We start from the raw sequence: 15,856 nt of genomic DNA, 5'->3' as shown, positions 1-15,856 counted from the left end.
CCCGCGCCTCCTCACCCTCTCGGGTCAGGAGGCGCGGGTCGCGTCGTCTGCGGAGGCTCGCTCAGCGACGCCGGGTCGCGTCCTGCACCTCGCCGATGAGCTCTTCGAGGATGTCTTCCAGGAAGAGCACGCCGCGCGTGGCGCCGGTCTCGTCGAAGGACCGCGCGACGTGGACGCCGCTGCGGCGCATGGTCGCCAGGGCGTCCTCGAGCTCGGTGCCCTGGAAGATCGAGATCAGCTGCCGGATGCGCTTCGGCGGCACCGGGTCGGCGAACTCGTCCTCGTCGAGGTCGATGACGTCCTTGAGGTGCAGGTACCCCGTGGGGTCACCGCCGTCGTCGACCAGCACGTACCGCGAGAAGCCGCGCTGGGCGACGGCGCGCTCGACGTCGTGCGGCGTCGCGTCCTCGGGCAGGGTCACGAGTTCGTCCATCGGGACGGCCGTCTGCGCCACGGTCTTCTCGGTGAACTCGAACGCCGCACGCACGGTGCCGGTGGCGTCGCTGATCATGCCCTCGCGCTGTGACTGGGCCACGATCGTCGCGACCTCGTCCACCGTGTAGGCGCTGGTCGCCTCGTCCTTCGGCTCGACCTTGAAGGCGCGCAGCACGGCGTTCGCCGAGTGGTTGAGGGCCAGCACGACCACGTGCAGCACGCGGGCGATGGCGACGAGCGGCGGGGCCAGCAGCAGCGCGGCACGGTCCGGCAGCGAGAACGAGATGTTCTTCGGCACCATCTCGCCGAACACGACGTGCAGGAACGACACGAGCACCAGCGTGATGACGAAGCCGACGACGCTGACCAGCTCGGGGCTGAGCCCGGTCCAGCCGAGCGGCCCCTCGAGCAGGTGGTGGATCGACGGCTCGGACACGTTGAGGATCAGCAGCGAGCAGATCGTGATGCCGAGCTGCGTCGTCGCGAGCATCATCGTCGCGTGCTCCATGGCCCAGAGCGTGGTCTTGGCGGCCCGGCTGCCGGCCTCGGCCTTGGGCTCGATCTGCGACCGGCGGGCCGAGATCACGGCGAACTCGGCCGCCACGAAGAACGCGTTGCCGGCCAGCAGCACCACGAGCCAGACGATGCCCCACCAGTCGCTGCTCATCGGGTCACCTCTTTCGTGCGGACCGCGCGGCGGTCGTCCTCGACGCCCGTGCGCACCTTCTCGGGCCGCGCCTCCTCGGGCGGTGCCTTCGGGTCACGGCGACCGGACCGGTCGCGGTCGTCCCGCCCGCGGCCGTCGCGTCGACCCGGCTCGGTCGTCGTGACCTCGGGCACGTCGTCGGGCGTGGGCGTGAAGCGGATGCGGTCGATGCGTCGGCCGTCGAGCCGTTCGACCCGGAACGCGCCGTCGTCGGTCTCGACGACGTCGCCGACCTTGGGCAGGCGGCCGAGCTCGCTCATCAGCCAGCCGCCGACGGTCTCGTAGGGGCCGTCCTCCGGCACCTTGACCGAGGCGCGCTCGAGCAGTTCGTCGGGCCGCAGCAGGCCGGGGAAGGTCAGCCAGTTGCGCGAGCGGACGACGTCGACCCGGCTGCGGTCGTGCTCGTCGCTGACCTCGCCGACCAGCTCTTCGATCAGGTCTTCGAGGGTGACGACACCGGCGGTCCCGCCGTACTCGTCGACGACGACGGCCATCTGGTAGCCGCGACCGCGCACCTCGCCCAGCAGGTTGTCGAGGGTCATCGTCTCGGGCACGCGGACGGCGTCGGTCAGCAGCGCGGAGACGGGCACGTCGGCACGCTTCTCGCGCGGCACCGAGACGGCCTGCTTGACGTGGACGAGGCCCACGACGTCGTCGATGCCGTCGTCCGTCACCGGGAATCGCGAGTAGCCGGTGCGTCGAGCCAACTCGAGGACGGTCTCGGCCGAGTCGCCGCGCGCGACGGTCGACAGGCGGGGCCGCGGGGTCATGACGTCGGAGGCGGTGTGGTCGCTGAACACGAGCGTGCGGGCGAGCAGGGTCGCCGTGTCGCGGTCGAGGCTGCCCTCGGTCGCCGAGCGGCGCACGAGCGACGACAGCTCTTCGGCCGTCCGGGCACCCGACAGCTCTTCTTTCGGTTCGATGCCCATGGCCCGCAGCACGGCGTTGGCCGTGTTGTTGAGCAGGGCGACCGCGGGCTTGAACACCGTGGTGAACAGCACCTGGAACGGGATGACCAGCTTCGCCGTCTTGAGCGGGAGGGCCAGGGCGAAGTTCTTGGGCACGAGCTCGCCGATGATCATCGACAGCAGGGTCGCGACGACGATCGAGACGATCGGGGCACCGACCGCGACGACCCCCTCGGGCACGCCGACCGCGGTGAGCGGCGGCGACAGGAGGCGCGAGATCGCGGGCTCCATCGTGTAGCCGGTCAGCAGGGTCGTCAGCGTGATGCCGAGCTGGGCACTCGACAGGTGGGTCGACGTGATGCGCAGCGCCCCGATGGTCGGGGCGAGCCCCTTCTCACCTCGGGACTGACGGGCCTCGAGGTCGGACCGGTCGAGGTTGACCAGCGAGAACTCGCTGGCCACGAAGAGGCCGGTGCCGACGGTGAGCAGCAGGCCGAACGCGAGCAGTATCCACTCGTTCACCGGGCGGAGTCACCCCGCTCGGCGGCCGAAGGGCCCGTGGTCAGGAGGCACGGCGCGAGATGGTGGGAGGGTGCGGTCGTCTGAGACGGAGGGTCATCCATAGACGGGCGATCTTACGGCACCGGGACGGTTCCCGTCGCGCGATCTCGGCCCCGTCTCACCAGCTGACGGGGAGCGCCTTGCCCTCTTCGTAGCCGGCCGCCGACTGGACGCCGACGAGCGCCCGCTCGGCGAACTCGGGGACCGACGTCGCCCCGGCGTAGGTGAACGAGCTGCGGACGCCCGACGTGATCATGTCGAGGAGGTCCTCGACGCCGGGACGCAGCGGGTCGAGGTAGATCTTCGACGACGAGATGCCCTCGGCGAAGAGCGTCTTGCGGGCCAGCTCGTACGGGTCGAGGCGCTCGAAGCGACCGCGCACGGCCTTGGTCGACGCCATGCCCCAGCTCTCTTTGTAGAGGCCTCGCTCGTCGCTCGCGAGCTCGCCCGGAGCCTCGATGGTGCCGGCGAACCACGAGCCGATCATCACCGACGATGCGCCCGCCGCGAGGGCGAGCGCCACGTCGCGCGGGTAGCGCACGCCGCCGTCGGCCCAGACGTGCGCCCCGAGCGCACGGGCGGTCGCGGCCGTCTCGAGCACGGCCGAGAACTGGGGACGACCGACGGCGGTCATCATGCGCGTGGTGCACATGGCACCCGGCCCGACGCCCACCTTGACGATGGACGCGCCCGCGGCGACGAGGTGCCTCACGGCCTCTTCGGTGACGACGTTGCCCGCGACGATCGGCAGGCCCAGGTCGAGGGCGGACACCGCCTGGACGGCCCGGATCATGCCGTCCTGGTCGCCGTGCGCCGTGTCGATCACGAGGACGTCGACGCCTGCCGCGGCGAGGGCCTTCGCCTTGCCCGCGACGTCGCCGTTGATGCCGACCGCCGCGGCGACGCGGAGCCGGCCGTCGGCGTCGACGGCGGGCTGGTAGATCGTCGACCGCAGCGCGCTCTTGCGGCTCACCGTGCCGACGACCCGACCGTGCCGCAGCACGGGGGCGAAATGGATGTCGGCCGCCACCATGCGGTCGAACGCGTCGCGCGGACTGTCGACGTCGTCCGCGTCGAGCGAGGTCAGGGCGCCGTGCAGCAGGTCGCCGAGCACCGCGTCCCGCGGGGCCGTGGCCAGGCGGGAGGTGGCGATGCAGCCGAGGTAGGCCCCCGTGCCGTCGTGCAGGACGATGCCGTGGCCCTCGACGGCCGGGACGACCGACAGCGCCTGCTCGACGGTCTGCCCCGCGTCGAGCGAGTAGGGCGTGTCGTAGTCGACGGGCTGGGCCTTGACCCAGCGGATGGCGGCGTCGAGGTCTTGCAGGTGCATGTCCTGCGGCAGCACGCCGAGCCCGCCGCGACGGGCCAGGGTCGCCGCCAGGCGAGGGCCCGTGACCGAGTTCATGTTGGCCGACACGATCGGGATCGTGGCCCCCGTGCCGTCGCCCGGGGCGAGGGACACGTCGAGCCTGCTGGTGATCGACGACCGGCTCGGGACGAGGAACACGTCGGAGTAGGTCAGATCGTGCGTGGGGGTCGTCTCGTAGAACCGCATGGGTCCACGGTAATCCCTGTGAGTCGTCCCGCCGAGGACCGGCCGTTTGCGCTTAAGCTGGCAGAGGTGGGCGTCGCAGCCCACGCACTGATCAACAATCAACGGAGAGTGGGCGATCGGCTGTGTCAAGCCACGTGACCGGTACAACTGACGACGGCGCTGCAGCCGAGTTCGGGGCCAACGAGTGGCTCGTCGACGAGCTCTACGAGCAGTGGGTGGTCGACAAGAACTCGGTCGACGAGTCGTGGTGGCCGATCCTCGAGGCCTACACGCCGCCCGAAGGCGGGTCCGCGCCCACGTCACCCGCCGCACCGTCCGTCGAGACCGCACCCGCGCCTCCTGCGTCCTCGGCTGCCGCTCCGGCGGCCGGGGCCCCGGCACCCGCCGCCGCCGGCCAGAAGGCCGCCGCGCGCACCACCTCGGTCGAGCCGGCGGCGAAGCCGATCCCGGCCCAGGTGCCCGACAAGGCCAAGGCGAAGCCCACGACCCCCGGCGAGCAGCCCACGCCCGAGGCCGAGAACGTCGTCTCGCCCCTGCGCGGCATGGCCAAGTCGCTCGCCACGAACATGGACGCCAGCCTCACCGTGCCCACCGCGACGAGCGTCCGCACGATCCCGGCGAAGCTGATGATCGACAACCGCATCGTCATCAACAACCACCTCAAGCGCGCCCGCGGCGGCAAGGTGTCGTTCACCCACCTCATCGGTTGGGCCCTGGTGCAGGCCCTGAAAGAGTTCCCCAGCCAGAACGTCTACTACGACGAGGTCGACGGCAAGCCGTCGGTCGTCACGCCGGCGCACGTCAACCTCGGCCTCGCGATCGACATCCCGAAGCCCGACGGCACCCGTGCCCTGCTCGTGCCCGGCATCAAGAAGGCCGAAGAGATGCACTTCGGCGAGTTCCTGACCGCCTACGAGGACATCGTCAAGCGGGCCCGCGACAACAAACTCGCGGCCGCCGACTTCCAGGGCAACACGATCTCGCTGACCAACCCCGGCGGCATCGGCACCGTGCACAGCGTGCCCCGTCTGATGAAGGGCGCGGGGGCCATCATCGGCGCCGGTGCGCTCGACTACCCGGCCGAGTTCCAGGGCTCGGCCTCGAAGACCCTGGTCGAGCTGGGCATCGGCAAGACCATCACGCTGACCAGCACCTACGACCACCGGGTCATCCAGGGGGCGGGCTCGGGAGAGTTCCTCAAGAAGGTGCACGAGCTGCTGATCGGGCAGCGCGGCTTCTACGAGGACATCTTCGCGGCGCTGCGCATCCCGTACGAGCCGATCCACTGGAACGCCGACATCAACGTCAACCTGGCCGAGCGCGTCAGCAAGACGGCCCGCGTGCAAGAGCTGATCAACAGCTACCGCGTGCGCGGCCACCTGATGGCCGACATCGACCCGCTCGAGTACCGCCAGCGCACGCACCCCGACCTCGCGATCGAGAGCCACGGGCTCACCTTCTGGGACCTCGACCGCGAATTCGTCACCGGCGGCCTGGGCGGCCGCACCCATGCCCTGCTGCGCGACATCCTCGGCATCCTGCGCGACTCGTACTGCCGCACCATCGGCGTCGAGTACATGCACATCCAGGACCCGGCACAGCGCAAGTGGATCCAGGACCACCTCGAGGTGCCCTACACGAAGCCCTCGCACGACGAGCAGATGCGCATCCTCGCGAAGCTCAACGAGGCCGAGGCCTTCGAGACCTTCCTGCAGACGAAGTACGTCGGCCAGAAGCGCTTCAGCCTCGAGGGCGGCGAGTCCACGATCTCGCTGCTCGACACGGTCATGCAGCACGCCGCCCGCGAAGGCCTCGACGAGGTCGCGATCGGCATGGCCCACCGCGGGCGCCTGAACGTGCTGACGAACATCGCCGGCAAGACCTACGGTCAGATCTTCCGCGAGTTCGAGGGCACGCAAGACCCCAAGACGGTCCAGGGCTCGGGCGACGTCAAGTACCACCTCGGCACCGAGGGCGAGTTCACGAGCGCCGTCGGCGAGACCATCCCGGTGTACCTGGCCGCGAACCCGTCGCACCTCGAGGCCGGTGACGGCGTGCTCGAGGGCATCGTGCGCGCCAAGCAAGACCGCGGGACGACCGGCGCCTTCAGCACGCTGCCCATCCTGATCCACGGCGACGCGGCCATGGCCGGTCAGGGCGTCGTGGTCGAGACGCTGCAGATGTCGCAGCTGCGCGGTTACCGCGTCGGCGGCACCATCCACATCGTCATCAACAACCAGGTGGGCTTCACGACGCCGCCGTCCGAGTCGCGCACGTCGGTGTACTCCACCGACGTCGCCAAGACGATCCAGGCGCCGATCTTCCACGTGAACGGCGACGACCCCGAGGCCGTGGCCCGCGTCGCCGAGCTCGCGTTCTCGTACCGTCAGCAGTTCAAGCGCGACATCGTCATCGACCTCGTCTGCTACCGCCGACGCGGCCACAACGAGGGCGACGACCCCTCGATGACCCAGCCGCTGATGTACAACCTCATCGAGCAGAAGCGCTCGGTGCGCACCCTCTACACCGAGGCCCTCGTCGGTCGAGGCGACATCACGCAAGACGAGTACGACGGCGCCCACCGCGACTTCCAGGAGCGCCTCGAGCGCGCCTTCGCCGAGACGCACGCCGCCCAGACCGGGTCGATCCCGGTCGTCACGAGCGACGACGGCGACGTCGCCGACCTCGAGCGTCCCGTCGCCCAGCAGGACGACGCCCGGGGCGAGCCCGAGACCACGGGGGTCTCGCTCGAGCTCGTGCACGACATCGGGGACGCGCACGACAACCCGCCGGCCGGGTTCTCGGTGCACCCGAAGCTGCAGCAACTGCTGAAGAAGCGCGTCGACATGAGCCGCAACGGCGGCATCGACTGGGCCTTCGCCGAGTTGCTCGCCTTCGGCTCGTTGCTGACCGAGGGCACGCCCGTGCGTCTCGCCGGTCAGGACAGCCGTCGCGGCACCTTCGTGCAACGGCACTCGGTGCTGCACGACCGTGAGAACGGCCAGGAGTGGCTGCCGCTGCAGAACATCGCCGACAACCAGGCGAAGCTCTGGATCTACGACTCGCTGCTCAGCGAGTACGCGGCCATGGCCTTCGAGTACGGCTACTCGGTCGAACGGGCCGACGCACTCGTGTTGTGGGAAGCCCAGTTCGGCGACTTCAGCAACGGCGCCCAGACCGTCATTGACGAGTTCATCTCGTCGGCCGAGCAGAAATGGGGACAACGTTCGAGCGTCGTGCTCCTGTTGCCGCACGGCTACGAGGGTCAGGGCCCCGACCACTCGTCCGCCCGCATCGAACGCTTCTTGCAGCTCTGTGCCGAGGACAACATGACGATCGCCCGGCCGTCGACGCCCGCGTCGTACTTCCACCTGCTGCGCCGTCAGGCCTACGCCCGCCCGCGTCGTCCGCTCGTGGTCTTCACGCCGAAGGCCATGCTGCGGCTGCGCGGGGCGACCAGCGGGGTCGACGCCTTCACCTCGGGTCGCTTCGAGCCGATGCTCGACTGCACGCGGGTGTCCGAACCCGAGTCGACGAAGCGCGTCGTCCTGCACAGCGGCAAGATCCACTACGACCTTTCGTCCGAACTCGACAAGCGGGGCGTCCAGAACGACGTCGCGCTGGTCCGCCTCGAGCAGCTCTACCCGCTGCCGCTGGACGAGATTCGCCGCGTGCTCGACCGCTACCCGTCCGCCGAGCTGGTCTGGGCGCAAGAAGAGCCCGAGAACCAGGGCGCGTGGCCGTTCGTCGTGCTCGAGCTGCAGAAGCACCTCGACCGACAGATCCGCGTCGCGTCGCGTCCCGCGTCGGCTTCGCCTGCCGCCGGGTCGAACAAGGCGAGCGCCGCGCAGCAGGCGACCTTGATCGCCGAGGCGCTCGACCTCTAGACGGTCGCCTGCCCGCTCGACCGTGGCCGTGCCTCCTGCCGGGGGCGCGGCCACGGTCGTCTCGCGTGTCCCGCCCTCCGGTCTCCCGCCGCCCGGCCCCGGCCCCGGCCTCCGCCTCCCGGCGCCCGCCCCCGGCCTCCACCTCCCGTCGCCTCTCCCCTGCCTCCCGCCTCGCGTCTCGTCTGCCGCCTCCCGTCTCCCGCCTCCCGCACGTCGCCGACCTCGCGCGTCGTCAACTCAGGAGAAACGTGCCCCCCGGGGACTGTCCAGGGCGGCACTGCGGCAAGAGTCCTGACTTGCCGACGCGGATCGATGCGGGACCGCGGGACGGGCCGGCGGACGGCACGTACATCGGCCCGGGCCGGCCTCGGGTTCGAGTCCGCGCCGCACAGTCGGCAACTCCGGATTCCTGCCGCCGCAGCGCGTGCAAGAACCCCGATGTGCGACCGTTCTCCGGAGTTGCCGACACATGCGTGCGACGAACGGCACCCGCATCGACACCGGCACTCGGCCCGGCACCGCACCGCACCGGCACCGGCACCGGCACGGCACCGCACCGCACCGCACCGCACCGCACCGCACCGCACCGGCACTGATGGTCGACCGGCGAGCACAGCCCTGTCGACGGTCGGCAAGTCAGGACTCCTGCGTGCGCAGCACCCCTCCAGCCGCGTCAGGACGACACCAGCCAGGAGTTGCCGACGCACCAGGCACAACGCTTTCTCCGCGACACCGCTGGCCGCGGAAGCAGTCGGCACCGCGGGGAAGGACCGCGCCTCATGGCTAGGCCAGCGGCGGGACGGCGTGGCCAAGCATCGGGACGGCACGGCCTGCGGCGGGGCGGGAGGCCTGCGGCGGGGCGGCACGGCCTGAGGCGGGACGGTTAGCGCCGGACGACGCGGCCATCGGCGGGTCGCCGCGGCCAGCACCGGGAGGGCGGTCAGCGTCAGGAGGAGACGGGACCTCCGCGCTCAGACGAGCTTCGAGTAGCGGACGCCGGCCTCGTGGTAACCACGCTTGCGGTAGAAGCGGTTGGCCGAGTCGGTCGCGGCAGCCGAGACCGCGTTCAGCACGCGCGCCTGGTGCCCCCGGGCCCACGTCTCGAAGTGACCGAGCAGGTACGACCCCACGCCGTCGCGGCGCGCCTCGGCCGACACCACGAGCAACAGCAGCTCAGCCGTCGGCGCATCGTCGTTGTAGGCCCACACGACGTGGCCACCGGCGACCGCCGTGATGCGCCCGTCGTCGCCTCGCACGACCCAGGTCTCGTGCCCCGCGTCGGCAGTCAGCCGTGCCAGCCGCCGCGAGAGGACGTCCGCGTCGAGCGCGTAGCCGAGCAGGCCGATCAACGACACGAGGTCGTCGAGGTCGCTGGTGGTCGGGATGCCGAGGGGCTGCACCGTTGCGGTCATGCCTCGACGCTAGCGCAGCCGTTCGTCATGTGACGACCGGCTCGGCACGGAGCGCGACGACTAGCGGTGCGCCGACTGCAGCTCGCGCAACCGTGCCAGGACGGTCGCCCGCAGGTCTTCGGGTGCCGTCTCGCGGCAGGCGCGCTGGACGGCCTCGGTCAGCACGACGCCGACCTTGTGCTCGCCCGAGCAGTCGCCGCAGTTCGCCATGTGCTCGCGGATGTCGGCCGCGTCCTCGCGGCACAGCTCGTTGTGCAGGTAGTCCTCGAGTTCGGCCTTGGCCTTGGTGCAACCGCAATCGGTCATTTCTTTGCGCCCTTCGACGGGCCGACGGGGACGGCGATGCCACGATCGCGCGCGTAGTCGGCGAGGAGTTCACGGAGCAGGCGACGGCCGCGGTGCAGGCGGCTCATCACGGTGCCCACGGGGGTCTTCATGATGTCGGCGATCTCTTGGTACGAGAAGCCTTCGACGTCCGCGAAGTACACGGCCATGCGGAAGTCTTCGGGGACCTTCTGCAGGGCGTCCTTCACGGCGCTGTCGGGGAGGTGGTCGATCGCCTCGGCCTCGGCCGAGCGGGTCGAGCCGGAGGCGCGGGTCGCCGACTCGGCGCCGCCCATCTGCCAGTCTTCCAACTCGTCGATCGTGCCCTGGTATGGGTCGCGCTGCTTCTTGCGATACGTGTTGATGAACGTGTTGGTCTGGATGCGGTAGAGCCAGGCCTTCAGGTTGGTGCCCTGCTGGAACTGCGCGAACGCCGCGTACGCCTTGACGAAGGTCTCTTGAACGAGGTCGCTGGCGTCGGCGGGGTTGCGCGTCATGCGCATGCCCGCGGCGTAGAGCTGGTCCATGAACGGAAGCGCCTGCTCTTCGAACAGGGCGCGCTTCACGGCGTCGGCGTCGACGGCCTCGAGGGCGGCGTCGACGTCGGCCTCGGTCGGCTCGACGGCGGCATCGGTCGGTGTGGGCTCGTGGCCCTCGGGGGTGCTCATCAGGGCCGATTCTAGTTCGGCGACGGTGATTTCCCTCGGTGCGAGTGCGACAGGCACAGGTCCTCCAGGTTCTTGCTGCATTACTGTGGTGAACCGATGCAGGTGTACAGGTATTCCGGGCCCGAGTTCTCTCCCTACGGCGACGGAAAGGTTCCCGAGGTCGACGAGGGGCGCTGGGTGGCGCCCACCGCCTCCGGACCGTTGCGCGCCTCCTCGTCCTTGCCCGGGTCGAAGTCGCTGACGAACCGCGAACTGGTGCTCTCGGCGCTGGCGTCGTCGCCCTCGACGCTGCGCCTGCCGCTGCACTCGCGCGACACGGCGCTGATGATCGAGGCGCTGAGGGCGCTGGGCACGACCATCACCGAGTTCCCGAACGACTCCCCCTTCGGGCCCGACCTGGTCGTCACGCCGGGCGACCTGCAGGGCGGGGCGACGATCGACTGTGGCCTGGCCGGCACAGTCATGAGGTTCCTGCCCCCGGTCGCGGCGCTGGCCCTCGGCCCGGTCACGTTCGACGGCGACGCCAGCGCTCGCAAGCGCCCGATGCGGACGACGATCGAGGCCCTCCGTGCCCTCGGCGTCGAGGTGAACGACGACGGCCGGGGCGCGCTGCCGTTCAGCCTCTACGGCACCGGCGAGGTCGAGGGTGGTGACGTCGAGATCGACGCGTCGGCCTCGAGCCAGTTCGTCTCGGGCCTGCTGCTCTCGGCCGCCCGCTTCGAGCGCGGCCTGACCCTGACCCACACGGGCGAACGCCTGCCGAGCCTGCCGCACATCGAGATGACCGTCGACGCCCTCGCTCAGCGCGGGGTCGAGGTCGCCTCGCCCGCCGTCGGCACCTGGATCGTGCCGCCGACTCCGATCGAGGGACGCGAGGTCGTCATCGAACCCGACCTGTCGAACGCGGCACCGTTCCTCGTGGCCGCCCTGGTCGCGGGCGGCACCGTGTCCATCGCGCACTGGCCCGCCGACACGACCCAGGTCGGGGCCGACCTGATCGAACTGCTGCCGCTCTGGGGCGCGACCGTCACGCTCGACGGCGACACCCTGACCGTCGACGGCGGCGTGGGCCTCGTCGGCGGCGGCTCGTTGCCCGGAGTCGACGTCGACCTGTCCCGCAGCGGCGAGCTCGCCCCCGCACTCGTCGCCCTCGCCGCCCTGGCGTCGGGCCCGAGCACGATCACCGGCATCGGCCACCTGCGCGGTCACGAGACCGATCGCCTCGCGGCCCTGGCGGCCGAGATCAACGCCCTGGGAGGCGCGGTGACCGAACTCGAGGACGGCCTGCGCATCGAGCCGTCCCCGCTGCACGCGGGCCAGTGGCGCACCTACGAGGACCACCGCATGGCGACCGCCGCGGCGATCATCGGCCTGGCGGTCGAGGGCGTCGAGCTCGACGACGTCCGCGTCGTCGCCAAGACGCTGCCGCAGTTCGTCGAGCTGTGGGACGAGATGCTCGGCCGCACCGTCCGTCAGAGCCCCGCCGACATCGACCTGCTCGGGTTCCTCTAGGCGCCGGGCCGACGACGATGAGCGGGGCACGGCACGGAGCGAGCGAGGCACGGTCGACGATGAGCGAGGCACGATGAGCTGGTGGAACGACGGCGACGACGCCGACGACGAGCGCGACTACGGCGAGTACGACGAGAGCTCGGTGCGGGTGCGCCCGAACCCCAAGGGCAACAAGCCCCGCACCAAGCAGCGACCGGCCTACGCCAACGCCGAAGAGGGGGTCGTCTGGACCGTCGACCGTGGCCGCTACGGCGTGCTGATGGACGCCGGCACGCCCGACGAACGCGAGATCACGACGGCCCGGGCCCGCGAACTCGGCAAGAAGAGCGTCGTGACCGGCGACCGCGTCGGCGTCGTCGGCGACACGAGCGGCTCCGAGGGGTCGCTCGCGCGGATCGTCAAGGTGCAGGAGCGCACGACCCTGCTGCGGCGCAGTGCCGACGACAGCGACGCCGTCGAGCGCGTCATCGTCGCCAATGCCGACCAGATGCTCATCGTCGTGGCCGCCGCCGACCCCGAGCCCCGGCCCCGCCTGGTCGACCGCTACATGGTGGCGGCGTTCGACGCCGGGGTCGAGCCGATCCTCTGCATCACCAAGACCGACCTCGCCGATCCGGCGCCGTTCGCGGCGCACTTCTCGTGCTTCGACCTGCGCATCGTCACGACGACGTCGACCTCGTTCGACGAGGTCGCTCCGGGCGGGCAGGTCTCCCCCGCGCTCGACGAGCTGCGCGGCATCCTCGACGGGCACGTGACGGTCACGGTCGGCCACTCGGGCGTCGGCAAGTCCACCCTCGTCAACGCCCTGACCGGGTCGCGTCGCGAGGTGGGCGTGGTCAACGCCGTCACCGGACGCGGGCGGCACACGTCGTCGTCGACGGTGTCGTTCAAGGTGCCGACCGGCGGTTGGATCGTCGACACCCCGGGCGTCCGCTCGTTCGGCCTGGGCCACGTCGACCCCGAGAACATCCTCAAGTCGTTCGCGGCGCACGCGATCCCGGCCGAGGGCGAGCCGGTCGACGGCATCCCGCTGGCCGAGGCCCACGACTGGGAGATCGTCGACCGCATCGAGGCCGGCGAGCTCGGCGACGTCGGTCGCGAACGGCTCGAGTCGCTGCAGTCGCTGCTCGCGTCCAAGGGCGGCGTGAGCGCGCGTGACCTCGCGGCGGCCGCCGACGACGCGCGCAGCGACGAGCTTGGCTAGCACGTCGCCGCACACCGTGAAGCGGACGAGTCCGTGCTCGACGGGCGGCCGCGCAGGCCCACCGTCGACGAACACGCCCGCTTCGGCGACGCCAGCCCAGGAGGCGCGGGTCGGTCAGGCGGGCAGCGCGCGGACGAGCAGGGCGGGCTGGGTACGCTGACGGGGTGACCGATGCTGCCGAGCCGACCCGCGCCTCCTCGTCCGACCGATCGCCCGGGACGCCCTGGGCGGACGACCTGTCGCTCGCGCTCGAGTTGGCCGACCTGGCCGACGCGATCAGCACCGAGCGGTACCGGTCGGCCGACCTGCACGTGTCGCTCAAGCCCGACCGGTCGCACGTGACCGATGCCGACCAGGCCGTCGAGCGGGCGATCCGCGAGCGGGTCGCCGCCGCACGCGCCGACGACACCTTCTACGGCGAGGAGTACGGCCACGACGCTCCCTCGCACCGCCAGTGGGTGGTCGACCCGATCGACGGCACGGCGAACTTCCTGCGCGGGGTGCCGGTCTGGGCGGCGTTGATCTCGCTCGTCGTCGACGGGGTGCCCGTGGTGGGCGTGGTCAGCGCTCCGGCGCTCGGCCGGCGCTGGTGGGCGACGCAAGGTGGTGGCGCGTTCTCGACCGAGCACGACGGACCGCTGCGGGTGTCGGGCGTGCGCGATCTGGCCGTCGCGTCGCTGAGCTTCAACGGGCTCGAGTACTGGATCGACGCCGGGCGCCTGCCGCAGTTGCTCGAGCTGACGGGTCTGGTCTGGCGGACGCGCGCGTACGGCGACTTCTGGTCGTACATGCTCGTGGCCGAGGGCGCGCTCGACATCGCGGGAGAGTTCGACCTGCAGCCCTACGACATGGCGGCCGTGGCCGTCGTCGTCGAGGAGGCCGGCGGTCGCTTCACGAGCGCCGACGGCCAGCCGGGCCCCTGGCACGGCACCGCGATCGCGACGAACGGACTGCTGCACGAGAGCGTCCTCGAGGTCGTGGCCGCGCCTCCTGCCTGACCGCTGCGGGGCCCACGCCACCACGAAGTACACGAGCCGCCACGTTTTTGCGTGGCGGCTCGTGTACATCGTGGCGGGATGACGGCGGTCGAGGTTCATCCCTGCGACGGAGGGCGACTCAGCCCTGCGCTCATGTTCACGCAACGTCCGGACGGCTTGACTGGTCGCACGACGTCGCCGGCTCCAGCAGGAGCACCGAGCATCTCGGGCAGGGACGTCAGGGGCTCCGCCGCCCGTCTCCCTGTGACGGGCGGCCGGGCCCCGTCAACCGCCTCATCAGCCGACCGAAAGGCCCACCATGTTCGTCACGCCCGCCGTCTTCGTCTCCGCCACCACCAGCACCGCCGCCGGTTCGGTCGACCCCGCGTCGATCGCCCTGCCGGGCACGCGCCAGGTCGACGTCACGAGCTACGTCGTCGAGGCCTTCGCCCGCCTCTGACCTGCGGGGCACGCCACCCGGCGCGTCTCACCGAGGAGGCGCGTCTCACCGAGGAGGCGCGGGTCACCCCGACGACGCGGGTCACCGACTACGCAGCAGCAGCCTCAGCCCCGTCGCCCACGCGCCCCTTCTTGCGGGCGCGGAGGTCCATCAGCCCGAGCACGAGCGCCACGGACACCAGGGCGATCGTGACGAAGAAGCCGTTGCGGTAGGCCTCGTGATAGATGTCGAGGTCGGCGCCCTCGGCTCCCCCGGCTCCGGCGATGACCGAGTAGAACGTCGAGACCGCGGCCGCCGTGCCGATGGCCGTGCCGGCGCGCTGGCCGACCTGCCCCATCGAGCCGGCGACGCCGCCCATCTCGACGGGCACCTCGGCCAGCGTCAGCGTCTGGTTCGGCGAGATGACGAAGCCACCACCCGTGCCCGCGATGAGCATGCCGATGCCCATGGCGTAGGGCGTGATGTCGCGCGGGGTGAGCACGGCCGCGAGCAGCAGGGCGACGAAGCCCACCGCGACCAGGATCAGCCCGAGCACGACCAGGCTGCGACCGAAGCGGTCGACGAGGCGTCCGCCGTAGAACGCGGCGACGGCGCTGGTCAGGGCGAACGGGATGGTGACCATGCCGGCGTAGACGGGCTCGAGGCCGAGCCCCTGCTGCAGGTACAGCGTCGTCAGCAGGAAGGTCGCGGGCAGCGCGCAGAAGTAGACCGTGGCGATCAGGGTGCCGTTGCGGTACGACGCGAGCGAGAACAGGCTGAAGTGCACGACCGGCGACTTGCCGCGGGCCTTGTAGCGCTGCTCCCACCAGACGAAAGCGGCGCCGAACCCGACGAAGCCGATCAAGAAGAGCCAGCGCAGCGGGTCGTCCCCCTGGCCGGTCGTCAGCACGAACGGCAGCATGAGGGTGAAGATCGTCAGGCCGAGCAGCACGATGCCGAACAGGTCGAGCTCGTTGTGGCCGTTCGAGGCCGTGCGGGTCTTCGGCAGCAGCTTGAGGGCGAAGAAGATGGCGATCAGGCCGAGCGGGATGTTCATCCAGAACAGCAGGCGCCAGCCGTCCTCGGGGCCGCCGATCGCGATGAGCAGGCCGCCGAGGGTCGGGCCGAACGCGGTGCTGACGCCGATGATGGCGCCGAAGAAGCCGAAGGCGCGGCCGCGCTCCTTGCCCTGGAAGAGCTGCTGGATGAGTCCGAGCACCTGCGGCATCTGGATGCCGGCGGCGACGCCCTGCAGGATGCGTGCGGCG

General features: G+C 70.9%; 12 protein-coding genes. 5 read left to right on the top strand and 7 right to left on the bottom strand.

Annotated elements, in window-relative coordinates; translation table 11 throughout:
• Window positions 1–61 precede the first annotated feature (61 nt).
• The 3 genes from ASE87_RS03425 to ASE87_RS03415 form a co-directional block, all read right to left on the bottom strand.
• The gene (locus tag ASE87_RS03425) at window positions 62–1,102 is read right to left on the bottom strand and encodes a hemolysin family protein (RefSeq protein ID WP_056225917.1); all 1,041 of its coding nucleotides are present in this window, start codon (window positions 1,100–1,102) and stop codon (window positions 62–64) included.
• The gene (locus ASE87_RS03420) at window positions 1,099–2,571 is read right to left on the bottom strand and encodes a hemolysin family protein (RefSeq protein ID WP_082059835.1); all 1,473 of its coding nucleotides are present in this window, start codon (window positions 2,569–2,571) and stop codon (window positions 1,099–1,101) included. Before ASE87_RS03420 ends, ASE87_RS03425 begins: the two co-directional genes overlap by 4 nt.
• A 157-nt stretch (window positions 2,572–2,728) precedes the next feature.
• Window positions 2,729–4,165 (bottom strand): GuaB1 family IMP dehydrogenase-related protein, encoded by a 1,437-nt coding sequence (locus ASE87_RS03415; RefSeq protein WP_043593715.1) that lies wholly within the window; start codon window positions 4,163–4,165, stop codon window positions 2,729–2,731.
• 122 nt (window positions 4,166–4,287) lie between these two features.
• Between ASE87_RS03415 and ASE87_RS03410 the strand changes: the two genes are divergently transcribed.
• Window positions 4,288–8,052, top strand: a complete 3,765-nt coding sequence (locus tag ASE87_RS03410) for a multifunctional oxoglutarate decarboxylase/oxoglutarate dehydrogenase thiamine pyrophosphate-binding subunit/dihydrolipoyllysine-residue succinyltransferase subunit (protein ID WP_082452268.1) — start codon at window positions 4,288–4,290, stop codon at window positions 8,050–8,052.
• Window positions 8,053–9,023: 971 nt separating this feature from the next.
• Here the strand turns inward: ASE87_RS03410 and ASE87_RS03405 are convergent.
• The 3 genes from ASE87_RS03405 to ASE87_RS03395 are packed head-to-tail and all read right to left on the bottom strand — an operon-like array spanning window position 9,024 to window position 10,456.
• Window positions 9,024–9,464, bottom strand: coding sequence for a GNAT family N-acetyltransferase (locus ASE87_RS03405; protein WP_056225910.1), 441 nt, complete (start codon window positions 9,462–9,464; stop codon window positions 9,024–9,026).
• Window positions 9,465–9,524: 60 nt separating this feature from the next.
• Window positions 9,525–9,770 (bottom strand): zf-HC2 domain-containing protein, encoded by a 246-nt coding sequence (locus ASE87_RS03400; protein ID WP_043593711.1) that lies wholly within the window; start codon window positions 9,768–9,770, stop codon window positions 9,525–9,527.
• Complete coding sequence (locus ASE87_RS03395) at window positions 9,767–10,456, bottom strand: sigma-70 family RNA polymerase sigma factor (protein WP_043593709.1); 690 nt, start codon at window positions 10,454–10,456, stop codon at window positions 9,767–9,769. Before ASE87_RS03395 ends, ASE87_RS03400 begins: the two co-directional genes overlap by 4 nt.
• Before the next feature lie 96 nt (window positions 10,457–10,552).
• Between ASE87_RS03395 and aroA the strand changes: the two genes are divergently transcribed.
• The 4 genes from aroA to ASE87_RS16020 all read left to right on the top strand — a co-directional run bounded on the left by aroA (window position 10,553) and on the right by ASE87_RS16020 (window position 14,609).
• Complete coding sequence (gene aroA / locus ASE87_RS03390; protein WP_056225907.1) at window positions 10,553–11,968, top strand: 3-phosphoshikimate 1-carboxyvinyltransferase; 1,416 nt, start codon at window positions 10,553–10,555, stop codon at window positions 11,966–11,968.
• A gap of 73 nt (window positions 11,969–12,041) precedes the next feature.
• On the top strand, window positions 12,042–13,172 hold the full coding sequence (gene rsgA, locus ASE87_RS03385) for a ribosome small subunit-dependent GTPase A (RefSeq protein ID WP_043593706.1): 1,131 nt from the start codon (window positions 12,042–12,044) through the stop codon (window positions 13,170–13,172).
• Window positions 13,173–13,408: 236 nt separating this feature from the next.
• Entirely contained in the window at window positions 13,409–14,170 is a 762-nt protein-coding gene (locus ASE87_RS03380) for an inositol monophosphatase family protein (RefSeq protein ID WP_056226828.1), read from the top strand.
• Between the two features lie 298 nt (window positions 14,171–14,468).
• Window positions 14,469–14,609, top strand: coding sequence for a hypothetical protein (locus ASE87_RS16020; RefSeq protein ID WP_157489667.1), 141 nt, complete (start codon window positions 14,469–14,471; stop codon window positions 14,607–14,609).
• A gap of 88 nt (window positions 14,610–14,697) precedes the next feature.
• On the opposite strand, the gene ASE87_RS03375 is transcribed toward ASE87_RS16020, so the two are convergent.
• The coding region (locus ASE87_RS03375; protein WP_235472177.1) for an MFS transporter at window positions 14,698–15,856 on the bottom strand (1,159 nt) is incomplete at its 5' end.

The organism is Frigoribacterium sp. Leaf44, assembly GCF_001421865.1.
Classification (GTDB): Bacteria; Actinomycetota; Actinomycetes; order Actinomycetales; family Microbacteriaceae; genus Frigoribacterium.
Note: the sequence above shows the minus strand (reverse complement) of the source record. Positions and strands in the feature narration are given on the sequence as shown.